Origin of the sequence: Pseudophaeobacter profundi, assembly GCF_029697505.1 — a bacterium.
Classification (GTDB): domain Bacteria; phylum Pseudomonadota; class Alphaproteobacteria; order Rhodobacterales; family Rhodobacteraceae; genus Pseudophaeobacter; species Pseudophaeobacter profundi.
In genome coordinates, this window is sequence record NZ_JARJEF010000003.1 from 176,094 (window position 1) to 198,513 (window position 22,420).

Genomic DNA, 22,420 nt, shown 5'->3' on the forward strand with positions numbered 1-22,420 from the left:
GTTTACAGCCCCGATCATTGATGCCGGGGTTTGCGCGGTTGGACGCTTAGGCGTCCAGAGCGCGGCAATCTTCGGGCAGCCAACCAATTTCGATCTGCTGGCCCGGTTTCAGACGCACTTGGTCGGGGGCATTCCGGGTCTTGATGATAAACTCATCGTTGCCAGCAACCCGCAGGCGGGTCCGGAAAATATCCCCCATGTAAATGAACTCAAGCACTTCGGCTTTGAGTGTGTGAACGCCTTCGGCGAGGCGATCCTTGTTGTATTCAACCCGCTCGGGGCGAATCGACACACGGGTGCGTTCACCTGGCTTGGTGACATTGATCGGCTTGCAGTCGATCAGCTCTCCACCGTCCAGCTGCACCAGCGCGACGCCATTGCTGATTTCTTTGACAGTGCCTTCCAGGGTGTTGTTTTCCCCGATGAACTGCGCAACGAAACTATTCTGCGGCTCTTCATAGAGCTTGTCTGGCGGCGCCAGCTGCTGAATGCGGCCATCTTCAAACACCGCCACCCGGTCCGACATGGTCAGGGCTTCGGTCTGGTCGTGGGTCACATAGACCACAGTGATCCCAAGACGATGCGCCAGATGGGTGATTTCAAACTGCATCTTTTCCCGCAGTTGCTTGTCCAAGGCGCCAAGCGGTTCATCCATCAAGACCAGTTCAGGTTCAAACACCAGCGCACGCGCCAGGGCGATCCGCTGCTGTTGCCCACCCGAAAGCTGCGAGGGGCGGCGGCCACCGAAGTCGCCCATTTCCACCATGTCCAGCGCACGCTTGACCTTGGCCTCACGATCCGACTTGCCGATTTTGCGGACTTCCAGTGGAAACGCCAGGTTTTCAGCGATGGTCATGTGTGGGAACAGCGCATAGTTCTGAAACACCATGCCAATGCCGCGTTTATGCGGCGGAATGTTGTTGATTGAGGTGCCGCCAAGGCGTATGTCGCCATGGGTTGCCGTCTCAAAACCAGCCAACATCATGAGGCAAGTTGTTTTGCCCGACCCCGAGGGGCCCAGCATGGTAAGAAACTCACCCCTGGGCATAAAGAGGTTCAAGTCTTTTACGACAAGGTTCTCACCGTCATAGCTCTTTTGTACGCGTTCGAACTCTACGAACGCGTCATTATTAGACGCATCAGCCAAAGCAGGCTCCCCGTTTTTTATTAGTCGGCAGATTGGTTCTGCGCTTGTGTCGCGATGTAAGCATAACCTTGGCAGGGTATGCAACCGTATCGTTTATTTACAAAACTGTCGTTAGCTTAGGCTCTTACTGCCCTGGAATTAAACCCATTGCGGCAATTAGTGTAAAATTTGCGACATAGTTTGCGTATCAGGCCTATCCCACAGGCGTTTTTGTGCGAAATACGGCCCAGCCCAAAACGACAAAAAGGCCCTGCACAAATACTATGCAGGGCCTGGAATTTCAGGCAAAGTTAATAAACTAGACCAACCTGATCAGTGGCAAATCACCCAAAGACCAAGAGACCGGACCCGCGTTTCACCTATACCTTACGCGCTGTGCAGCAAATCTTTTTCCTGCAGGATCGCATAGCATTCATCCAAAGAGCGGCGGGCCCGCTCTATAAGCACATCGATTTCATCTGTCGTGATGACCAGAGGCGGAGAAATGATCATCCGATCCCCGACGTGGCGCATGATGAGGTTATTGGCAAAGCAGCGCTCGCGGCAGATATAGCCAACCGTTCCCCCATCAGCGGCAAAGGCAGCGCGGGTTTCCTTGTTGGGGGTCAGCGCGATGGACCCCATCATGCCAACAATCCGGGCTTCTCCGACCAGAGGGTGATCCGCCAGCGCTTCCCACTTCTCTTTCAGGTAGGGGCCCGCTGTGTTCTGGACATGGCCAACAACGTCTTCCTCTTCCAGTATGCGCAGGTTTTCCAGCGCCACCGCTGCAGCCACGGGATGGCCTGAATAGGTATAGCCGTGGTTGAATTCGCCGCTGCCAATCACGGCGGCGACCTCGTCCGACACGATAGAGCCGCCAATCGGCGCATAGCCAGAGGACAACCCCTTGGCGATGGTCATAATGTCAGGGCGAATGCCCACGGTCTGCGAGCCAAACCAATTGCCGGTTCGGCCAAAGCCGCAGATGACCTCATCCGCGATCAGCAGGATTTCGTATTTGTCGCAGATCCGCTGGATTTCAGGCCAGTAGGTGGCTGGCGGCACGATGACGCCCCCGGCCCCCTGCACCGGCTCTGCGATAAAGGCGGCAACACGGTCTTCGCCCAACTCCAGAATCGCCGCTTCCAGCTCTTGTGCACAGGCCAGACCAAAATCATCCTCGGGCGTGTCGCCGCCTTCAGCCCACCAATGTGGCTGATTGATATGGTGAATATCGGGAATCGGCAGGCCGCCCTGCTCGTGCATTGCGCTCATCCCGCCCAAGGAACCACTCCCAACAGAGGAGCCGTGATAGGCGTTCTTGCGGCTGATAATGATGGATTTTTCCGGCTTGCCCTTCAGCGCCCAGTAATGCCGCACCATGCGAATATTGGTATCATTCGCCTCTGATCCGGACCCGGCAAAGAACACATGGTTCAGATCACCCGGTGCCAGCTCTGCGATCTTGGCGGCCAGCGCGATGGCGGGCACATGGCTGGTTTGAAAGAAGGTATTATAATAGGGCAGCTCACGCATCTGACGCGCGGCGACATCCGCCAGTTCATCACGACCATAGCCAATATTCACACACCACAGCCCGGCCATGGCATCAAGGATCTCGTTGCCGTCACTGTCGGTCAGGGTCACGCCCGTGGCGCGGGTGATAATACGGCTGCCCTTTTCGGCCAGCTCGCCATTGGCCGTAAAGGGGTGCATGTGGTGCGCTGCATCCAGCGCCTGCAATTCAGCAGTGGGCATATGGTTGGTGATCACGTTCATCAGACTCGCTCCATCTGTAAGAGATTGAGTTCAGAATATGATCAAATTTCACTTTGTCAATCGAATCACTTTGCCTCTGCCAGGCCCTGACTCACCTGGTCCATACCCTGTGCCACGTCTTTTTCCATCGCCTGTGCCACTTTTTCTGGCGTGCCCTTACGCATGGCATCAATGATGTCCTTGTGGCGGTCGGGAAAGCTCTGGGTGCCAAAGCGGCCGCAGACCACCCGCAGTGAGGGGCCGAAGCGCAGCCAGAGACGATCGGCAAGATCCGCCATGATCGGCGCATCGGCATGCGCGTAAAGCGCGGCATGGAAGCTGTAGTTCTGCACCAGGTAGCCAGCGATATCGCCGGCGGAAATGGCCTGATCCAACGCCACATCAATGGCCTCCAGGTGATCAATATGAACCGGTTTGATACGCAGTGCTGCGCGGCGAGCAAGCTCACATTCTATTGTTTTTCTTACAAAACCTAGCTCATCAATGTCTTGTGTTCGCAACATGGGAACCGACACTCGCCGGTTGCCCTGGAACACCAGCGCGCCATCCGAGGTCAGGCGGCGGATCGCTTCTCGAACGGGCGTCATGCCCGCCCCCAGCGACTCTGTCAGCCCCTGAATTGTGACCGCCTGCCCCGGCGCCAATTCGCCAAAAAGGATCTGCTCCCGCAGCTTTTGATAGACGATTTCATGGGCAGGCAGCTTGGCCCCCTCAACGGGGTTTGCCTGGGATGCTTCAACGGCTGAATTGGTCACCGACACGTGGGGTTTTCCTTCTAATTTCTGGGCAGTTTGCACCAAGATTTGCCTGGTGGAAACATAAACAGTATTGCCGAACGAAGCAAAACTTGATCAAATCTAGGTCAGCCGGGCTCACACCGGTACCCACAGGGAGAAAATCATGACACTTAGAATGATGACAACCACTGCAGCTTTTGCCTTGCTCGGATCTGTCGCCATGGCTGAACAGGTGCGCGTCTACAACTGGTCTGACTATATCGATGAAGCGTTGCTGGAAAAATTCGAAACCGAAACCGGCATCGAACTAATCTATGACGTATTCGACAGCAACGAATTGCTAGAGACCAAAATGCTGGCCGGTGGATCCGGCTATGACGTGGTTGTGCCCAGCGGCACATTCCTGCAGCGCCAGGTTACAGCAGGCGCATTTCAGAAGCTGGACATGTCAAAACTGCCCAACCACAAAAACATGTGGAACGTGGTCGAAGAGCGTACCGAACAATACGACCCGGACAATGCCTATTCCATCAATTACATGTGGGGCACCACCGGCATCGGTGTGAATATCGGCAAGGTTCAGGAGCTCTTGGGCGAGGACGCTCCCATCAACTCGCTTGAACTGGTTTTCAACCCAGACAACATGGCAAAACTGGGCGACTGTGGTGTACATTTCCTGGACGCGCCTGCCGAAATGATCCCCGCCGCGCTGAAATACATCGGCGAAGACCCCAATAGCCATGACCCGGACGTGATCGCCAAGGCCGAATCCGTCTTTATGGCAATTCGCCCCTATATCCAGAAATTCCACTCTTCCGAGTATATCAACGCCTTGGCAAACGGCGACATCTGCGTGGCAGTTGGCTGGTCTGGCGACATCCTGCAGGCCCGTGACCGCGCCGCCGAGGCCGAGAACGGCGTCACCATCGCTTATCACGCCGCAGTCGAGGGCGCGCAGATGTGGTTTGACCAGATGGCCATCCCGGTTGATGCGCCCAACCCGGATTCAGCACATGTATTCCTGAACTTCATCATGGACCCACAGAACATGGCGGCTGCGTCGAACTACGTCTATTACGCCAACGGCAACAAGGCATCACAAGAATTCCTGGTCGAAGACGTGATTGGCGATCCGGCGATCTACCCAGATGACGCAACACTGGCGAACCTGTTCACAACCACGCCATATGCCCCCAAGGTGCAGCGTATCGTGACCCGCCTTTGGACCAAAATCAAATCGGGCACCTGACCTTCGGGTGACTGATCCTGCGGGGCGCCCAGCGCGCCCTGCCCATGCCAAATTGCATCACATTTCTGACAGCCAGGCGCGCCACTTGCCCCTGCGCATTCAGAACCTGCGGGGGAAACAGCTTGACCAGTCCTGTATTCGAACCCTGGAACGATCCCGAGGCCAAACCTCTGATCGAGTTCCAGAATGTTACCAAACGCTTTGGTTCATTCACGGCGATCGATGATCTGACCATCGGCATTTATGAAAAAGAGTTCTTTGCGCTGCTAGGCCCCTCGGGCTGTGGCAAGACCACCCTGATGCGGATGCTCGCCGGATTTGAAACCCCAACCGAGGGGGCGATCTTTCTCGCAGGGCAAGACATGGCGCCGGTGCCGCCAAACAAGCGCGCCACCAATATGATGTTTCAGTCCTATGCGCTGTTCCCGCATCTTTCGATTTGGGACAACATCGCCTTTGGCCTGAAGCGCGAAAGCATGCCCAAGCCTGATATCGAGGCCCGCGTTGACGAAATGCTGCGCCTCACCCGGATGGAAAAATTTGCCCGCCGCAAGCCGCATCAGATTTCCGGCGGTCAGCGCCAGCGGGTGGCCCTGGCACGATCACTGGCCAAACACCCCAAATTGCTGCTGCTGGACGAACCGCTTGGCGCGCTGGACAAAAAACTGCGCCAGGACACCCAGTTTGAACTGATGGATATTCAGGAAAAGACCGGCACCACCTTTGTCATCGTTACCCACGACCAGGAAGAAGCGATGACCGTTGCCAGCCGCGTTGCGGTGATGGACAATGGCAAGATCATCCAGGTTTCGACCCCGGATCGCATCTACGAAAACCCCAATTCAGTCTATGTCGCCGACTTTATCGGCGAGGTGAATATCATCGATGGCACCGTCACTCCCAATGGGCCAGACAGTTATTCCGTCGCCTGGAAAGATGGCCAGCCGCCGCTGAATGTGATTTCCCCCACCGCCTTTTCTGACGGGCAGAGCTGCCATCTGGCCATCCGCCCCGAAAAAGTGACCATCAACGCCGAGAAACCCGCCGACGTCGACAATGTGGTGCAGGGCAAGATCCTCGACATTGCCTATCTGGGCAATATTTCGACCTATCATGTGGAACTGCCCTCGGGCGTTGTGATCAAGGCGCAGAGCGCCAATACCCGCCGTATCTCGCGCCGGGCCTTTACTTGGGAAGACACTGTCTGGCTGTCCTGGACCGCCACGGCTGGCGTCCTGTTGGCGAACTGATGCGCCGCTTTGCCCTGATCGCCGCCCCCTATCTTTGGCTGTTGGCCCTGTTTCTGGTGCCCTTTGCCATCGTGTTGAAAATCTCGCTGTCGGACTATGCGATCTCTATCCCGCCCTACACGCCACAGTTTGACTGGGCCACCGGTATTGGCGCCTTTCTGGAAAAGCTGGATTTTGAAAACTTCATCTGGCTGACCGAGGATGATCTCTACTGGAAGGCCTATCTCAGCTCGCTGAAAATTGCCCTGATCTCAACCTTCATGACGCTGCTGGTGGGTTATCCAATGGCCTATGCCATGGCCCGCGCCCCAGCGGAATGGCGCGCCACCCTGATGATGCTGGTGATTCTGCCCTTCTGGACCAGCTTTCTGATCCGAGTCTATGCCTGGATGGGGATTCTGTCGAACGAAGGGTTCCTCAACCAGTTTTTACTCTGGACCGGGATGATTTCAGAGCCGCTGACCATCCTCAACACCAATACCGCCGTCTATATCGGCATCGTCTACACCTATCTCCCCTTTATGATTCTGCCGATCTATGCCGCGTTGGAGCGGCTGGACGATTCCCTGATCGAAGCCGCCGAGGATCTGGGCTGCTCGCGTCTCACTGCATTCTGGCTGATAACCATTCCGCTGTCGAAAACCGGCATCATTGCCGGCTGCTTCCTTGTTTTCATCCCGGTCATTGGTGAATTTGTCATTCCCTCGCTCTTGGGCGGGTCTGACACGCTGATGATTGGCAAGGTCCTTTGGGAAGAGTTCTTTTCCAACCGGGATTGGCCCGTGGCCTCTGCGGTGGCGGTGGTGCTCTTGCTGCTCTTGATCATTCCCATCGTGCTGTTCCAGCGCAATCAGCAAAAGCAAGAGGAGGCCGACACATGACACGCATGAGCTGGTTCAATACCGTATCCCTTACGCTTGGCTTTGCCTTTCTTTATGTGCCGATGCTGATTCTTGTGATCTTCAGCTTTAATGACGGCAAGCTGGTCACTGTCTGGGCCGGGTTTTCCACCAGATGGTATGGAGAGCTGATGCAAAACGAGGCCTTTCTCGACGCGGCCTGGGTCACCATCAAGGTCGCGGTAGCATCCTCCACCATTGCCACGGTTCTGGGCACCATGGCCGCCTATGTACTGGTGCGCGGCGGACGTTTCATGGGGCGAACGCTGTTTTCAGGCATGATCTACGCGCCCTTGGTGATGCCCGAAGTCATCACTGGCCTGTCGCTCTTGTTGCTGTTCATCGGCATTGGCCTTGACCGCGGAGTGCTGACAATCATCCTGGCCCATACCACCTTTTCCATGTGCTATGTCTCGGTCGTGGTCTCCTCACGGCTGATGACCTTTGACCGGTCGTTGGAAGAGGCGGCGCTTGATCTGGGCTGTTCTGCGGCGCAGGCCTTTCGTCTTGTCACTCTCCCGATAATTGCCCCGGCAGTGATCTCCGGCTGGCTCTTGGCCTTTACCCTGTCACTGGACGATCTTGTGATTGCCTCCTTCACCTCGGGGCCGGCGGCCACCACCCTGCCGATCAAGATCTATTCCGCAGTGCGGCTGGGGGTTTCGCCTGAAATCAACGCCCTGTCGACCATCATGATTGCGATTGTAACCATCGGCGTTATCACCGCATCGCTGGCCAACAAACGGCAAATGGTGCGCCAGCAACGCGATGAACAGTCAGCGGTGCGCAGCTGATGCGACGCATTTATTCCGACTATGCCTATGGTCCCGGCCCCCGCAACAATTGCTGGTGGGACGAAACCTGTGCCGCGCCACGCTGGCCAGAGCAGAGCGGCGACGCGCAGGTTGATGTCACCGTCATAGGCGGTGGTTTCACCGGCCTGTCTGCGGCGCTGCATCTGGCCGAGGCCGGTGCCAGCGTCGCCGTGCTTGAGGCCGAGACCCCCGGTTGGGGGGCCTCGGGGCGCAATGGCGGCTTTTGCTGCGTGGGCGGGTCAAAACTCTCCAGTGCCAGCATGCGCCGCCGATATGGAACGGAAGAAACCCAGATCTATGAAGCGGCAGAAGAAGAGGCCGTCGCCCTGGTGGCCGGAGTGTTGGAGAAACACGGCATCAAAGCCGATACCCATTCCAAGGGCGAAACCCAGATGGCCCATAGCCCGCGCGCCTGGGCCAGGCTGCAAAAGCAGGCTGACGACATCACCCGCAGCGGTGGCAAGGTAGAACTTTTCAGCAAGGCGCAACTGGCACAACAGGGGCTGAACGGCACCTTTCATGGTGCGCTGACCACCCCGATCGGTTTTGGCCTCAACCCGCGCAAGTATCTGTTTGGTCTGGCCCGTGCCGCGACCAAGGCCGGGGGGCAGCTGTTTCAGCACAGCCCGGCGCTGAAGATTAGGGCCAGTGGCAGCCAGCAGATCGTTACCACGAAACGGGGCAGCTTGCGCAGCGATCAGGTCATCATTGCCACCAATGGCTATTCCTCAGACGATCTGCCCGACTGGCTGTCAGCCCGGTATATGCCAGCCCAGTCCACCGCAATGGTGACCCGGCCCATGACAGACCAAGATCTGCAGGCGCAGGGCTGGTTCAGCGACCAGATGGCCTATGACACCCGCAACATGCTGCATTATTTCCGTCTGATGCCAGATCGGCGTTTCCTGTTTGGCATGCGCGGCGGTCTGCTGTCATCACCGAGAGTCGAACGCGGAATCCGGCAGAAACTGCGCCGCGATTTTGAACGGCTGTTCCCGGCCTGGCACGGCGTTGAAACCACCCATAGCTGGTCGGGTATGGTCTGCCTGTCACGCAATCTCGTACCCTTTGTCGGGCCAGTACCGCAGCAGCCGGGGATATTTGCCGGGCTATGCTATCACGGCAACGGGGTCGCCATGGGCAGCTATGCCGGCCGGATTCTGGCAGATCTGGCGCAGGGAAAGCGCCCCGGTCTGCCCTATCCTGCACTGATGCAGCAGATGGGCCGCTTTCCCTTTGGGCGGGCCCGCCGGGTGGTGATGCCGCCTGCCTATGCTCTCTTGGCGATGCTGGACTGATCCAGCGCCGTCAGCTCCAGCTGCAGCGCCTGCCTGTCGCGCGGCTCTCCGCTGTGGCTGCGCCAGAGACAGTAGGCCGCCATACGCCAGTGAAACCAAGGTTTTAACGATAGATATCGCCCCACAATTGCCGGATCGGGATAGGCGCTCAGAAAGCTGTCTTCCTCTGCCTGGGACAGCGTCGCACCGCGATAGATAAACTGCATGGCCGGCGACAGGAACAGCGCCAGATCTTCGCTGGGGTCGCCCTGTTGCGGGCATTGCCAATCAATCAGCGTCAGGGTGCCATCGTGCGCCAGCAGGTTGCCTGGCACCGGATCGCCATGGATCACCCCCAGCTGCCGCAGCGGCGGCACCTGACCAATGGGGCGCTGCCCGATCAACTGCGCCGCCACTGCCACATCACCGCAATGCGCCAGAATCGCCAGGGCCTGGGCCTCTAAATCAGCGCTGCCATTGCGGCCCTGCGGCAAGGCGCAAAAGCCGGGTTGATCGTGCAACCGACCCAGAAGCTGCGCCACATGCGCTGCATCCCGCTGCCATGGCGCGCCGGTAATATGGTCGTAAATCAGCCAGTCCTGGCCTTCAAAACGGCCGCAGCGCCGCAGGCGGGGGGCCATGCCGGTGCCTGCCAGCGCTGTCAGCGCTGCCACTTCGCGTTTTGCATCATTGGCAAAGAGCGGATTCGCCTGTTGCGGCAGGTAGAGTTTCACAACCTGATCGCCACAGCGCCACACCCGATTGGACCGCCCCCCCTGAAACGGCAAGGGCGCAGGGAGGTGCCCCCCCTGCCCCCTGAGCGATTGAAAGAATCGCTGGTCAAATTCTGTGGTCAGGCCTTGCAGGGCGTTGCTCTCCGGTGCTTGCGCCCCTTAGCCAGAGCGCATTCTCTCTAGACCGCGCAACGCCGATTGGATCAAGCCTCTTCTTGGCCAGAACCAGGATCACGCAGCGCCGTCACAGAAGTCGCCAGAATCGCAGCGCCAGTGTCATTGATCAAGACAACATCATTGCCCTGCATCCGGGTTTCACGCACTGAAGTATAAACTTCGGCCAACTCGGAAAGCACCACTTCACCGTCGACCTTGCTTTCTACGACGAAGCTGTAGGCACCGGCGGGCAGGGTATCGCCGCTAAAATCGGTGCCGTCCCAATCATAGGGATCCGCCGAAACTGGAAGATCGATGCGATTGACTTCATCGCCATCGGAATTGCGTACGATCATCGTCACCTCATCGGCCGAGGCCGCAGGGTTGGGGGCAATATTGACTGCATTGGTGCCGTCAAAATGCGCCGCCGTGGCTGAACGCACTTCCATGCCGACCCAGCCGGTCAAGGCCGCCATATTGCCCAGACCCAGCTGATCCAGCGCAAAACCAAGGTTGTCATTGGTCAGAACCTGCTGTTCAACCATAGAGAATTCCGCCAGCTGCGAGGCATATTCGGTATTGTCCATTGGCTCTGTCGGGTCCTGGTATTTTGCCTGGGCCGTCAACAGCTTGATGAAAGTGTCAAAATCAGAAGTCAGGTTGGTACCGCCTCTGGCGGCGGCGCTTGCCGGGCGGGGTGTGACCCCCGCGCTGGCAGAAGATACTTCAGTTGTCATCGCTTAAACCCTCATGTCCACGCCGGCATTTCCAAGCCGGAGATGTTGTACCTGTGTTTCTGCGACCTCTGCCGCAGTCAAATCATCGCTGTGTCCGGTGCCGGATATGCCGACACCGGCCTGGCTTTCACTGTCGCCTTGGGTCTGCCCCCCCGACGCACCACCACCGTTGAATTCAAAAGAAATGTTTTCGAACCCCATCTTGCGGAATTCATCTGCCAGCTCGTTGATATGGCGGCGCATCAGATCGCCGGTTTCCGGGCGTTCGGTCTGAATCACCACTGTAATCCCTGCTTCGCTGGTGCTGACCCGCATTTTGACCCGGCCAAGTTCTTCGGGGTTCAGGGCAACATCAACGTTGCGATCCCCCTTGGCCACAATGGCTTGGGCCAGTTGCGCTGCAATCAGGCGCGGTGTTTCTGGGCGATGAACGGTGCCCGGCTGAAGGACCGCTTCGGTCAGCAACTGCGATAGGCCGGGCATATCAACGGCGGGATCACCCGTCAAAAGCTGCGCCTCGGCACCACGTCCACCCGCTGCACCGCCATCAGCGCCCAGAACCTGGGCGGCAAAGGCCTGCTGAACAGCGCTGATCTGCGCAGCCGCAGCGGATTTCACGCCCGCCGCAGCGGCCCCCGACACGGCATTGCCCGACACGGTGGCCTGTGCCTCACGCGATTCATGTGCGCGGCCCTGCGCCCGACGGCCCGGTTCACTGGCTGCCGCCGCGCGCGATTGCCCAACAGCCGCCATGGTTTCGGCAAGGCCCGGTGATTTGCTGCCAGCGGATTTACCGCTCGCATCCACCGCAGCAGCCTGTGTTGCGGGATCTGTATCTGCGGCGGGGAGAGGCACAGGCTGAGCGACGCCCTCCTTACCGGCTGCACCCACGGCAAGGGGTGCCGCAGATTTGGCCGCGCCTGCCCCGGTCTGAACCTGCCAGTTTACCCCCTCCTGCACGCGCTGTGCTGTCTGAGGTGCCCCTACGCTGGCCTGGCGCTCGGATGCGGGTAGATCAACATCACCGCCCTTGGGGGAATCAGTAGTGGCGGCAACGGTGACCTCTGCTGCGGCTGTTGTCGCGCTCGGCTGAGCCACCGTCTGAGAGCCCCCCTGCACCTGACCGGCGACGGCAGTAGCTGGTGGCTTGCCGCTCTGCGGCTCCACCTTGGCGGTTGCGGCAGCTTGCAGTGCAATTTCTGCCCCGTCTTCTGCTGGCGCAGCGGCGGTGTTTTGCACACGCGCGACGGCCTCAGACGAATCGCCTGATGTGGAGCGCACAGGCTTTTGTTGTGTATCGCCCGGTGCAACCAGACCAAGTTTAACCACGTCTTCCGCAAGAAGATCAGCGCCTTCTGCGGGAAGGTCGGCATCCTCTGCGGTAAAGTCAGCGTTTTCTGCGGGAAGGTCGGTACCTTCTGCTGCCTCAGCCGATATTTCAGGGAACTCTGCGCTGTCGTCGGCAGCCCCTGTCAGTTCGCCGTCAAAGGACAGCGCCGCTGTGTCATCGACCTGCGGGCCTGCATCGGCCTGGCCTGCGACTGCCGGTTTTTGTGCGGCGGGCTTCGTCCCTGCCTCTACAGTCTTGCTGTCTGCAGCTTTTTCAGTCTGTTTTTCAGGTTGATCAGCGCGATCTTTGTCGGAAACGGAATTTGCTTCGCGGCGGCGGGCGCGATCATCCATATGATCAGAGAAGCTGCGCGTGCTTTGCTGTCGCGTCGGGCTTTGTGTCGCCTTGGCGCCGGCCTGGTCTGCAGCGCCGGGGCGCGCCTGACCAAAGAGTATACTTGTAAGCATAGGATTCCAGACATTCTATCTCGATGCCCTCCTAACTAGCGCAAAGCGGTTACGGTAATTTTAACCGCTCTTGGGGCAATCTCAGAAAAATCATCTAAAGCTGGATTTAAACTGGAGAGACCTGCGGAATGGCCAATCTGACAACAGTTCATCAGGCGGCGCCCCCTTCACCTGCGCTTCAACGCCCCTCGCAAGAGGATGCGATTCGGGACGCCGCCAAGAAGCTAGAAGCCTCTTTTCTAACTGAAATGTTGAAATCTGCCGGGCTTGGAAAAAGCCGCGAAGGCCTGGGCGGAGGCGGCGCTGGCGAAGACCAGTTCTCCAGCTTCCTCGTGCGCGCGCAGGCGGAACAAATCACTGAATCCGGCGGCATCGGCCTCGCCGAATCACTTTATCACGCAATGAAGGATTCCTTTAATGACTGACCTTACCCCACAGAGCCTTATCGAAGAACTGGACAACATCCTTGATCAAGAACGCGGCGCCCTGGTGCGCGGCGAGCTGGATCAGATCCAAGATATGCTGGTCCGCAAAGAGGCGGTCATCGCGCAACTCAACATGATTGAGAACCTGGAGCGCAGCACTCTCAGCAAAGTGCAGACAAAGGTGTCACGCAATCAAGAGCTGCTAAACAGTGCAATGGAAGGCATCCGCAGCGTGGCCGCCCGTATGTCTGAACTGCGCCGGGTCAAGAAAGGGCTTGATGTGTATGACAGCGCCGGGCGCAAATCATGCTATGGCACCGCAATGGGTCAGCGGTTGGAAAAGCGTAGCTAAGGATCTGCCGCGGTTGAGTAAAATTCTAGGAAATGCCCCCTTGGACATTAGCACTCCCTTAGCACCTTTCGCTGCAATGTCATCTTGCATCTCATCACTGGGGTGGCGCGGAAGCCGATCGGCGGAACGCACTGTCAGAAAGACGCTAAAATGCCCTTCGGGGCTGGGAAAAACTAGAGACCAAAGTGTCTCGATCGCTAAAGGAACTATACTATGACCAGCATTCTGACAAACAGTGGCGCAATGGTTGCACTCCAGACTCTGTCGATGGTGAACGACAATCTGGAAGGTACCCAGGCCGAAGTCTCCACTGGTAAAAAGGTCGGCAGCGCCAAAGACAACGCCGCTGTTTGGGCGATTTCCAAGACCATGGAATCTGACATCTCTGGTTTCACAGCCATTCAGGACAGCCTTGACGTTGGTGAAGCCACCGTTGCCGTTGCTTCTGCCGGCGCCGAACAGATCGTTGACGTTCTGAAGGAAATGAAACAGCTGGCGGTTTCGGCGCAATCCGAAAACGTTGACCACACCACCATTCAGGCCGACATGGCAAAGAAGACTGCACAGATCACTTCGATCATTAGCGCGTCTCAGTTCAACGGCGCCAACCTGTTGGCCGCTGATGTTGATGGCAACACCACAACATCTCTGGGCGTTCTCGCCTCGCTGGACCGCGTTGGTCCCTCCGGCACACCTACACCTGTCGAGATCTCGGTTGCCACTGTTGACTTCCAGACCAACATCAACATCGCCGGCATGACAGCCATTACAGACGCCGCAACTGCGGCAACTGCAATGGGTGAAATCGAAGCCATGCTGTCCACCGCCATCACCGGCGCTGCTCAGCTGGGTGCGGACGCTTCGCGTCTGAAGGACCAGGGTGAATTCGTATCGAAACTGACCGATGCGATGAAACTGGGTGTGTCTGCAATGACCGACGCCAACATGGAAGAAGCATCTGCCCGTCTGAAGGCCCTTCAGACTCAGCAGCAGCTGGCCGTGCAGTCGCTGACCATTGCGAACAAGCAGCCTGAAACTCTGCAGCAGCTGTTCCGCTAAACGACTTGAACCGGGGCGCGTTCACCGCGCCCCGGTTCCCTCTTCTCAGAGAATCTGAAGAAATAAAACGTTAGGAAAACACGTGAATGCACTTATGAAAGCGACAAGTGCCTATTCGGCGGCAAAAGCCCCTACGCGAACAGTCAAAGATCTGGAATTCGATGCCGTTGCCCGCATCACACGACAAATGATTACAGCTGCCAAGGCGCGTCCTTACGACTTCAAGGAAATGATCGCCGCAGTCAGCGCCAATCGCAGGCTTTGGATCCTTTTCGCCGCAGACGTCGCCAGCGAAGACAATGGGCTGCCGATGGAACTGAAAGAGCACATCATCTCGCTTGCTGCATTCACCAAACAACACACCAGCAAGGTCATGTCGCGCGAGGCGAACATCCGGCCGCTGGTAGAAATCAACACGGCCATCATGCGTGGCCTTCGCAGCGGAGCAACATAATAATGAGTGGACTAGTTCTCAAACTTGCCCCAAAAGAACGCGTTCTGGTCAATGGCGCTGTCATTGAAAACGGGGACCGCCGCAGCCGTCTGTCGATTGTGACCCCGGACGCCAATATCCTGCGCCTGCGTGACGCAATTCACCCGGAAGAGGCCACAACGCCTGTGCGCCGGGTCTGTTATGCCGCACAGCTGGTGCTGACCGGTGATACCGACCCCGAAGAGGGCCGTATGCCAATGCTGCGCCACATCGAAGAGCTGAGCCAAGTCTTCCACGATTCGGACAGCCGCGCCAGCCTGGCCGAGGCCACCGAAGCCCTGCTGAGCAACAACCACTATCGCTGCCTCAAGGCGCTGCGTGGCCTGTTGCCAAGAGAGGATCGCCTGCTGGCGATACGCCCCTCATGAGCTTTGAGCCAATCCTTCTGTCAACTGGCATCACTGGCTGGACATTCTTGCAGTCGACCTATGATGACCAATTCGAGAACTTCAAGAACGACACCGTTCTGAAGCGCGAGAATGACTATTTCACCGAGAACATCGGGAATATCAGTTCGGCAGAGGATCTCGTCAAGGATCGCCGCCTGCTGGGGGTCGCCCTGAAGGCTTTTGGCCTGGAAGATCAGATTGATTACAAGGCGATGATCCAAAAGGTTCTGGAAGAGGGCACAACCGCCGATGGCAACCTGGCCTCCAAGCTGGATGACAGCCGCTGGGTTGATTTCTCCAAGGCCTTTGGCTTTGGTGGAGGGGAAACCCGCACCAATACCGACCCTGTTGCCATGGCGGCCATCGTGGCCGACAACGAGGCACAATCCTTCGAGATTGCCGTTGGAGAGCAGGACGAAACCATGCGGATCGCGCTTTATGCCCTGCGCGAGTTGCAAGAGGTCATCCTCCCCGACGACGCCGAAGAAGACGGGCCGTCCGTCAAAGCCCAGTGGTACAATATCATTGGCCAGCCGCAGCTGGCGAAGATGATGCAGGTCACCCTGAACCTGCCGGAATCGATCAACCTGATTGATGTTGATCAGCAGGTGCGCGTCTACCAAGAGGCGGCGCAGCGGTTCCTGGGCACCGATGATCTCAGCTCCTTGTCCAGCGAAGAAGACATGAACAAGCTGGCGATCACCTATCTGGCCCGCGCCGAGGTTGCCGCCGTTGGCAACGCTTATTCGTCAAGCTCGGCGGCTCTTTCACTCTTGCAAGCCTGATATCCAGGCGACCTGACAAAACGAACCGTCACATTGAAAAAGGCGCCGCCAGACTATCTGGTCGGCGCCTTTTCATGTTCTGCTTTTGGCATTGCCTAGGTCTGTACCCGCTGCCGGGCCGCGGGCCAGCGCTGCCCCGCAGGGGGGAACGCTGTTTTCCTTTGTTAGCGCCCCTTGCTGGCGCGGCGCAGCATCAATTGCAGCCGGTTAAAGCTGTTCTCTACGCCCTGCGGGTCTTCCTTGCCAAAGAAGGCGTCCAGCTCGGGCCAGATCTTCACGGCCTGATCCAGCACCGCGTCATTGCCTTCGGAATATAGACCGGCGCGGATCATCACTTCGGATTGCTCATAGGATCCAAGGAACTTACGCACCTCCAGAATGGCAGCGTTCTCTTCCGGGGTGGCCGCCGCGGGCAGGCTCCGCGAGACAGAGCGCGACACATCCACGGCCGGAAAGCGGCCACGTTCAGCAATTTCACGGTTGAGCACGATATGCCCATCCAGAACCCCGCGCAGAATATCTGCGATTGGTTCATCCATGTCAGAGCCGGCAACCAAGACGCTAAAGACCGCCGTGATATCACCCTGCCCCTCAGACCCAGGCCCCGCACGTTCGCACAGCCCCGTGATAAGTGGCGTCACCGATGGGGGGAAGCCCCGCAGCGCCGGTGCCTCCCCCGAGGCGGCAGAGATCTCCCGGTGGGCTTCGGCAAATCGGGTCACGGAATCGGCCATGAACAGAACATTCTTTCCCTGATCGCGGAAATGTTCGGCGATGGTCATGGCAGCCCAGGCGCTGCGACGACGCACAAGCGCTGATTGATCCGAGGTGGCGGCAACCACAACCGCGCGCTTCATGCCTTCGGGGCCCAAAACATCCTCAACAAAGTGATTCACTTCGCGGCCACGTTCACCAATCAGCGCCATGACGACGACATCGGCCTCCATAAATTGCGCCATTTTTGCAAGCAATGTCGATTTACCAACACCCGACCCCGCAAAAAGACCGATACGCTGGCCCTGAACGACGGGGAGAATCGTATTGAACACCGCAAGCCCGGTGTCCAGACGCGCCCCCATATGACGCCGACCCGCCGCTTTTGGCGGCGGTGCCATCAGGTCTCGGGCCTTCTCTCCGCGCAGCATCGGCTTGCCATCCAGCGGCACACCAAAGGGATCAATCACCCGACCAATCCAGTTGTCACCCGGTGCAAATTCCGGCGCCGGATGTAGGCTCACCCGGTCGCCCATGGCCACACGATCTGGCGCACGATCTGGTAACATGCTGATTTTGTTTATATCAATCTTCAGGACTTCGCCGTGCAACTCATCCCCTGGGCCACGGACAAGGACCAGGCGATCACCGATTCGTGCCTCTCTCTCTAGGCCGGATATTTCAATTTCCCCACCCGAGATACCGCTGACGCGCCCCATAGAGGTTGCCAGTTTCTGACCGGCGATTTGTTCAGTCAAAGCTTTCAGCTCTGCGATCATGGCCTGAGGCCTCCATCTAGTTCCTGAAACAATTTCTAAAGGAATCAGGGTTAAGCCTTGATTGAAATTGATCGAGGGAGAAGCCCCGGTGTTTACTGAACTGAACGTTTTTAAAATCGCATACTCAATGGCCACCCATGCAGGGAAGCGCCAGGCATTGGTGTCACAGAACATCGCCAATGCAGATACCCCTGGCTATCACGCCAAGGATATCAAACCTTTTAAGGAGGTCTATGCCGCCGGGCCGCGCCCTGGTGACATGGTGGCCTCTCGTGGCTCGCATCTGAATGGCATCAATGGTTCCAATATGGATTGGGCTGTAACCACGTCGTCAGATGGTGCCGACCCCAATGACAACACGGTTTCTATCGAAGAGGAAATCCTCAACGGGGTTGAGGTCAAGCGTCAGCACGACCGTGCGCTCGCCATCTACAAATCATCGATGAACATACTGCGATCCAGCCTGGGTCGCGGTTAGAGGAGCATGATCCATGAGTGAATTCGCCAATTCCCTGAGTGTGACCGCCAGCGGCCTGAAGGCACAGGCCACCCGGCTGCGTCACGTCTCTGAAAATATCTCGAACGCTGATACCCCCGGCTATCGCCGCAAAAGCGTTCCCTTTGAAGCCGTGCGCGATCTCAAAAATGACGTCGAGCGCGTCAAGACCGGCCGCGTCTCTCTGGACCGCAGCGATCTGGAGAGCGTCTATGATCCTTCGCATCCGCTATCGGATGCCAGCGGCCACTATGAAGGCTCTAACGTGGATCTGATGATTGAAATCGCGGATGCCCGCGAAGCCCAGCGCAGCTACGACGCCAACCTGAAAATGTTTGAACAAACCCGCAGCATGTCATCGTCCCTGATGAACCTGCTGAAACGCTAACCACATTCGAGGAGATCCAGAATGGATATTCGCTCTATCACTGCCGCCGCTGGTGGCTACGCCGCCGCCCGCCCCGCCACCAAGGTTGACCCGGAATTCCATGGCACCAGCGCCACCGATCAACTGCGCAACAGCTTTGCCAGCTTTAACAATACCATGCAGGTTGGCGAACAGACTGCCGTGCAGTCCATGACAGGCAGTGGTGATCCACATGCCCTGGTACAGGCCCTGGCACAGACCGAACTGGCCGTCGAAACCGCCGTCACCGTGCGCAACAAGGTTGTCGAAGCCTACCAAGAAATCCTTCGGATGCCGGTCTAAGCCCATGATGAGCGAAGGCCAATTCTACGACACTTTGCGACAGGCGCTTTGGGCCGGGGTGACCATGTCGTTGCCGATCCTGGCGGTGGCCCTGGTTGTTGGCCTTGCCATTGGCCTGTTTCAGGCCCTGACATCGGTCCAGGAAATGACCCTGACCTTTGTTCCCAAACTGGCGGCCATTGTCGTCGTATTCTGGATGTCGATGGGCTTCATGACCCAAACGCTCGTGGCCTTTTTCAATGGCCATGTCATTCCTTTGATTGCAGGAGTTTAGTGATGGAATCCGCAGGCTATGCAACCCTATCCCGTCAGACGGGTCTCATGCGTGAAATGCGTGTGGTAGCAAACAACATCGCCAACGCCGCGACCACGGGCTACCGCTCCGAAGGACTGATCTTTTCGGAATTTGTACAGTCCTCTCAGGGGCAGGAATCGCTGTCCATGGCGCGGGCCAATATTTTCAACACCTCGATGGAACAGGGGCAGCTGACCCAGACGGGCGGCACCTTTGATTTTGCCATCGAAGGCGATGCCTATTTCATGATCGAGACCCCGCAGGGCGAACGGCTGACCCGCTCGGGTGCTTTTTCACCCAATGCCGAAGGCGATCTGGTGACCATGGATGGCCACCGGGTTCTGGATGCAGGCCGCGCGCCTGTCTTTGTGCCAGGCACCGCAGGATCAATCCAGGTGGGCGCCAACGGCACCATCACCGCCGATGGCAATGCGGTTGGTCAGATTGGTCTGTTCCAGCCAGACGAAGACACCATCCTGATGCGTGAGGACGGTGTGATGTTCCGCGCCGAAGGTGAAATCGTCGACGCGGAGGGCGCCAAGATGGTGCAGGGCTATCTTGAAGGCTCCAACGTCAATGCGATCACCCAGGTGACCCGCATGATTGAAATTCAGCGCGCCTATGAAATGGGCCAGAGTTTCCTGGAAACAGAAGACCAGCGCATTCGTAACGCCATTAAAAACCTGATCAAATCGTAGGAGACAACCGATGCGTGCCCTAAAAATCGCTGCAACTGGTATGAGCGCACAGCAACTGCGTGTTGAAACCATTGCGAACAACCTCGCCAATATGAACACCACAGCCTACAACCCGCGCCGGGCTGAATTTGCCGATCTACACTATCAGCAGGTCAGCCGCGCCGGCACGATCAACGCATCTGATGGCACGATCCTGCCAACCGGTGTGCAGGTCGGCCTCGGTGTGCGGCCTGCCGCCATCTCTGTGCATCTGCAACAGGGGGCGCTGGAACAGACCAATAGCGATCTGGATGTCGCCATCGAAGGCAAAGGCTATCTCGAAGTCACTCTGCCATCTGGGCAAAGCGGCTATACGCGGGATGGTTCTTTGAAACGCTCATCCGAGGGGCTGATCGTCACCTCGGACGGCTATACCGTCGCCCCGGACGTGACCATCCCGGATGACGCGCTGAGCATTTCGATCAATGCCGAAGGTGAAATCTACGCCTATTTTGACGAAACACCCGAGGGCCAGCTGCTGGGTCAGTTCAACTTGGCCAGCTTTACCAACCCCAAGGGGCTGGAAGCGATCGGCAGCAACCTCTTTGCAGAGACCGAAGCCTCGGGCGCGCCAAATGTATCCACCGCCGGCGAAGACGGCCTGGGCACCCTGCGACAGGGCTATCTGGAAGGCAGCTCTGTTGATTCAGTGCGCCAGGTGACCGAACTGATCGAAGCCCAGCGCGGCTATGAAATGAACTCCAAAGTCATCTCTGCCGTCGACCAGATGATGTCAGCAACGACACAGATCCGCTAATGAAACACATTCTCGCCCTTCTCATTGCACTGACTGTTCAGCCCGCCTGGGCGGATATTCTGGTGCCCCTGCGTACCATCCGCGCCAAAGAAGTCATTCGTGCCAGCGACCTGACCTTTAAACCGGTCCAGGTGGCAGGGGCTATGTCCGATGCAAATGAAGTGGTGGGAATGGAAGCCCGTGTGCCGCTGTATCCCGGGCGCCCCATGCGCCCCGGCGATATCGGCCCCGCCGCCATCGTCGACCGGAACGATCTTGTCATGCTCTCGTTTCACCGCGGCGCGCTAACGATTCTGGCAGAAGGCCGTGCCTTGGCGCGCGGTGCCGAAGGCGAATGGATTAAAGTCATGAACCTGGCGTCGCGCAGCACCGTGACCGGGCGCGTCAACTCAGATGGGACAGTAGAGGTAAGATAATGAAAACGAAAACAGTTGCCACCAAAATTGCACTTGCCGGCCTGGTCCTTATGGGGGCCTGCGCCCGCATGGATCACATCGGCAAACCACCCACCATGTCCCCCGCTGCGGAATCCCCGGAACATGTTGCCATGCTCTGGCAGGGGTTGCCCAACGAGGTCCAGAACCAACGCGCTGTTGATGGTTCCTCTCTCTGGAGCGGGTCGCAGAATTCGCTGCTGGGGGATCGCCGGGCGATCAACAAGGGTGATATCCTTACCGTTGCGATCCAGATCGACGAAGAGGCCGAAATCTCCAACGGCACCATCCGCTCGCGCTCCAGCGCCGAAAGCCTGGGCATGCCGCAGCTATTGGGCCTGCCACAGCGGCTTGACGAACACCTGCCCGATGGCGCCTCTTCGGCGGATGCGGTTGATCTGTCCGGGTCAAGCAGCTCCAAGGGGAATGGATCCGTCAAACGCAGCGAAAAGCTGGAACTGCGCGTCGCCGCCACCGTGGTCGATGTCTTGCCAAATGGTGTACTTGCCATCAGCGGCAAACAGGAAGTCCGGGTGAATTTTGAACTGCGTGAGCTACTTGTGTCCGGCTACGTCCGGCCACAGGACATCAGCCGCCAGAATGAAATCACCTATGACAAGATTGCCTCGGCGCGCATCTCTTATGGTGGACGTGGACAGATTACCGATGTGCAACAACCCCGATACGGCCAGCAAGTGCTGGACGCGATCCTACCATTCTGAGGTGACCCATGATCGCTAAATTACTTCCTGTTATCTTGCTGATGGTTGGAACCGGGGCTGGAATTGGGGCTGGTATCATGCTGGCCCCCGCCCCAGAGCCCGCAACGGCCCATGCCACCGACGACAACATGGGCGACGACCTTGATCATGCCGACGAGGCTGCGGACTCTCACGCGGAGGACGATACTGGATCGGATCATCTTGCGCCTGAAAAGGACCGCGAATACGTCAAGATCGACAACCAGTTTGTGATCCCCGTGGTCGAGCGTGACGATCTTTCCTCTCTGGTGGTGATTGCGCTTAGCCTGGAAGCAAAGCCTGGCATGAGCGACAAAATTCGGATGCTGGAACCCAAACTGCGCGATGCCTTCCTGCAGGTGCTGTTTGACCACGCCAATATGGGCGGCTTTCGCGGGGCCTTTACCCGTTCTGATGTGCTCAACCCGCTGCGCACCGCCCTGCGCGAAGCCGCACAAAAGGAACTGGGCAAAAGCGTCTATGACGTTTTGATCGTAGAAATTTCGCGTCAGGACGTCTAAGGCACCTGCCACCCGGATCTGACCCGGACAAGACCTGCAACGCCGATGCCTGTATCCTTCAGGCGTCGGCGTTTTCATATCGAGCCCAGGAACACGCGCGGTGCCACAGGCTGGCTTTCGGCGTAGCCGGTTTTGCGAACCTTCGCAGTGGTCACCACAATGGTTATTTCGCCTTC

General features: G+C 57.9%; 27 protein-coding genes. 20 read left to right on the forward strand and 7 right to left on the reverse strand.

The annotated features are described in order from the left end of the window. Window positions 1-46: 46 nt before the first annotated feature. From P2081_RS06760 to P2081_RS06770, 3 genes are all read right to left on the reverse strand, one after another. Window positions 47-1,147 carry an ABC transporter ATP-binding protein gene (locus P2081_RS06760; protein WP_278922112.1) on the reverse strand — a complete coding sequence of 367 codons (1,101 nt, stop codon included), beginning with the start codon at window positions 1,145-1,147 and terminating at the stop codon, window positions 47-49. A gap of 366 nt (window positions 1,148-1,513) precedes the next feature. Beyond that, complete coding sequence (locus P2081_RS06765) at window positions 1,514-2,908, reverse strand: aspartate aminotransferase family protein (protein ID WP_278922113.1); 1,395 nt, start codon at window positions 2,906-2,908, stop codon at window positions 1,514-1,516. Between the two features lie 65 nt (window positions 2,909-2,973). Beyond that, window positions 2,974-3,669: a GntR family transcriptional regulator gene (locus tag P2081_RS06770; RefSeq protein ID WP_417700187.1), complete on the reverse strand. Its 696-nt coding sequence runs from the start codon at window positions 3,667-3,669 to the stop codon at window positions 2,974-2,976. Between the two features lie 139 nt (window positions 3,670-3,808). Here P2081_RS06770 and P2081_RS06775 point away from each other — a divergent pair, with 139 nt between their 5' ends. The 5 genes from P2081_RS06775 to P2081_RS06795 all read left to right on the forward strand — a co-directional run bounded on the left by P2081_RS06775 (window position 3,809) and on the right by P2081_RS06795 (window position 9,156). Then, on the forward strand, window positions 3,809-4,894 hold the full coding sequence (locus P2081_RS06775; protein ID WP_278922114.1) for a polyamine ABC transporter substrate-binding protein: 1,086 nt from the start codon (window positions 3,809-3,811) through the stop codon (window positions 4,892-4,894). 122 nt (window positions 4,895-5,016) lie between these two features. Continuing rightward, the gene (locus P2081_RS06780; RefSeq protein ID WP_278922115.1) at window positions 5,017-6,144 is read left to right on the forward strand and encodes an ABC transporter ATP-binding protein; all 1,128 of its coding nucleotides are present in this window, start codon (window positions 5,017-5,019) and stop codon (window positions 6,142-6,144) included. After that, window positions 6,144-7,025 (forward strand): ABC transporter permease subunit, encoded by an 882-nt coding sequence (locus tag P2081_RS06785; protein ID WP_278922116.1) that lies wholly within the window; start codon window positions 6,144-6,146, stop codon window positions 7,023-7,025. The genes P2081_RS06780 and P2081_RS06785 overlap by 1 nt, the downstream gene beginning before the upstream one ends. After that, window positions 7,022-7,837, forward strand: coding sequence for an ABC transporter permease (locus P2081_RS06790; RefSeq protein ID WP_278922117.1), 816 nt, complete (start codon window positions 7,022-7,024; stop codon window positions 7,835-7,837). The genes P2081_RS06785 and P2081_RS06790 overlap by 4 nt, the downstream gene beginning before the upstream one ends. After that, a complete protein-coding gene (locus P2081_RS06795) occupies window positions 7,837-9,156 on the forward strand; it encodes an NAD(P)/FAD-dependent oxidoreductase (RefSeq protein ID WP_278922118.1) in 1,320 nt (439 codons plus the stop codon). Before P2081_RS06790 ends, P2081_RS06795 begins: the two co-directional genes overlap by 1 nt. Here P2081_RS06795 and P2081_RS06800 read toward each other — a convergent pair. The 3 genes from P2081_RS06800 to fliK form a co-directional block, all read right to left on the reverse strand. Further along, window positions 9,129-9,923, reverse strand: a complete 795-nt coding sequence (locus tag P2081_RS06800) for a phosphotransferase family protein (protein WP_278922119.1) — start codon at window positions 9,921-9,923, stop codon at window positions 9,129-9,131. The two genes, P2081_RS06795 and P2081_RS06800, sit on opposite strands and share 28 nt — an antisense overlap. Window positions 9,924-10,072: 149 nt before the next feature. Next, window positions 10,073-10,762 carry a flagellar hook capping FlgD N-terminal domain-containing protein gene (locus tag P2081_RS06805; RefSeq protein ID WP_278922120.1) on the reverse strand — a complete coding sequence of 230 codons (690 nt, stop codon included), beginning with the start codon at window positions 10,760-10,762 and terminating at the stop codon, window positions 10,073-10,075. Window positions 10,763-10,765: 3 nt separating this feature from the next. Continuing rightward, on the reverse strand, window positions 10,766-12,559 hold the full coding sequence (gene fliK / locus P2081_RS06810; protein WP_278922121.1) for a flagellar hook-length control protein FliK: 1,794 nt from the start codon (window positions 12,557-12,559) through the stop codon (window positions 10,766-10,768). A gap of 128 nt (window positions 12,560-12,687) precedes the next feature. Here fliK and P2081_RS06815 point away from each other — a divergent pair, with 128 nt between their 5' ends. From P2081_RS06815 to P2081_RS06840, 6 genes are all read left to right on the forward strand, one after another. Next, complete coding sequence (locus P2081_RS06815; protein WP_278922122.1) at window positions 12,688-12,984, forward strand: rod-binding protein; 297 nt, start codon at window positions 12,688-12,690, stop codon at window positions 12,982-12,984. After that, a complete protein-coding gene (locus P2081_RS06820) occupies window positions 12,977-13,336 on the forward strand; it encodes a flagellar biosynthesis protein FlgN (protein ID WP_278922123.1) in 360 nt (119 codons plus the stop codon). The genes P2081_RS06815 and P2081_RS06820 overlap by 8 nt, the downstream gene beginning before the upstream one ends. Window positions 13,337-13,549: 213 nt before the next feature. Next, a complete protein-coding gene (locus tag P2081_RS06825) occupies window positions 13,550-14,395 on the forward strand; it encodes a flagellin N-terminal helical domain-containing protein (protein ID WP_278922124.1) in 846 nt (281 codons plus the stop codon). An 82-nt stretch (window positions 14,396-14,477) separates the two neighbouring features. Then, a complete protein-coding gene (gene flaF, locus P2081_RS06830; protein ID WP_278922125.1) occupies window positions 14,478-14,849 on the forward strand; it encodes a flagellar biosynthesis regulator FlaF in 372 nt (123 codons plus the stop codon). A gap of 2 nt (window positions 14,850-14,851) precedes the next feature. Beyond that, window positions 14,852-15,256, forward strand: a complete 405-nt coding sequence (flbT, locus tag P2081_RS06835) for a flagellar biosynthesis repressor FlbT (RefSeq protein WP_278922126.1) — start codon at window positions 14,852-14,854, stop codon at window positions 15,254-15,256. Next, window positions 15,253-16,062, forward strand: coding sequence for a DUF1217 domain-containing protein (locus P2081_RS06840; RefSeq protein ID WP_278922127.1), 810 nt, complete (start codon window positions 15,253-15,255; stop codon window positions 16,060-16,062). Before flbT ends, P2081_RS06840 begins: the two co-directional genes overlap by 4 nt. Window positions 16,063-16,226: 164 nt before the next feature. Here P2081_RS06840 and P2081_RS06845 read toward each other — a convergent pair whose 3' ends face one another. After that, window positions 16,227-17,555 (reverse strand): FliI/YscN family ATPase, encoded by a 1,329-nt coding sequence (locus tag P2081_RS06845; protein ID WP_278922128.1) that lies wholly within the window; start codon window positions 17,553-17,555, stop codon window positions 16,227-16,229. Window positions 17,556-17,643: 88 nt separating this feature from the next. Here P2081_RS06845 and P2081_RS06850 point away from each other — a divergent pair, with 88 nt between their 5' ends. Genes P2081_RS06850 through P2081_RS06890 form a run of 9 tightly spaced genes read left to right on the forward strand, consistent with a single transcriptional unit; the run spans window position 17,644 to window position 22,244 of the window. Continuing rightward, window positions 17,644-18,033 (forward strand): FlgB family protein, encoded by a 390-nt coding sequence (locus P2081_RS06850; RefSeq protein ID WP_278922129.1) that lies wholly within the window; start codon window positions 17,644-17,646, stop codon window positions 18,031-18,033. 13 nt (window positions 18,034-18,046) lie between these two features. Next, window positions 18,047-18,439, forward strand: coding sequence for a flagellar basal body rod protein FlgC (gene flgC / locus P2081_RS06855; protein WP_232401474.1), 393 nt, complete (start codon window positions 18,047-18,049; stop codon window positions 18,437-18,439). A gap of 21 nt (window positions 18,440-18,460) precedes the next feature. Further along, window positions 18,461-18,760 carry a flagellar hook-basal body complex protein FliE gene (fliE, locus tag P2081_RS06860; RefSeq protein WP_278922130.1) on the forward strand — a complete coding sequence of 100 codons (300 nt, stop codon included), beginning with the start codon at window positions 18,461-18,463 and terminating at the stop codon, window positions 18,758-18,760. A 4-nt stretch (window positions 18,761-18,764) separates the two neighbouring features. Further along, window positions 18,765-19,034 carry a flagellar biosynthetic protein FliQ gene (locus P2081_RS06865; protein ID WP_278922131.1) on the forward strand — a complete coding sequence of 90 codons (270 nt, stop codon included), beginning with the start codon at window positions 18,765-18,767 and terminating at the stop codon, window positions 19,032-19,034. A gap of 2 nt (window positions 19,035-19,036) precedes the next feature. Further along, window positions 19,037-19,753 carry a flagellar hook-basal body complex protein gene (locus tag P2081_RS06870; RefSeq protein ID WP_278922132.1) on the forward strand — a complete coding sequence of 239 codons (717 nt, stop codon included), beginning with the start codon at window positions 19,037-19,039 and terminating at the stop codon, window positions 19,751-19,753. 10 nt (window positions 19,754-19,763) lie between these two features. Continuing rightward, window positions 19,764-20,549: a flagellar basal-body rod protein FlgG gene (flgG, locus tag P2081_RS06875; RefSeq protein WP_278922133.1), complete on the forward strand. Its 786-nt coding sequence runs from the start codon at window positions 19,764-19,766 to the stop codon at window positions 20,547-20,549. Continuing rightward, entirely contained in the window at window positions 20,549-20,965 is a 417-nt protein-coding gene (gene flgA, locus P2081_RS06880) for a flagellar basal body P-ring formation chaperone FlgA (protein ID WP_278922134.1), read from the forward strand. Before flgG ends, flgA begins: the two co-directional genes overlap by 1 nt. Then, the gene (gene flgH, locus P2081_RS06885; RefSeq protein ID WP_278922135.1) at window positions 20,965-21,705 is read left to right on the forward strand and encodes a flagellar basal body L-ring protein FlgH; all 741 of its coding nucleotides are present in this window, start codon (window positions 20,965-20,967) and stop codon (window positions 21,703-21,705) included. Before flgA ends, flgH begins: the two co-directional genes overlap by 1 nt. An 8-nt stretch (window positions 21,706-21,713) precedes the next feature. Next, window positions 21,714-22,244, forward strand: coding sequence for a flagellar basal body-associated FliL family protein (locus P2081_RS06890; protein WP_278922136.1), 531 nt, complete (start codon window positions 21,714-21,716; stop codon window positions 22,242-22,244). The last annotated feature ends 176 nt before the right edge of the window (window positions 22,245-22,420 follow it).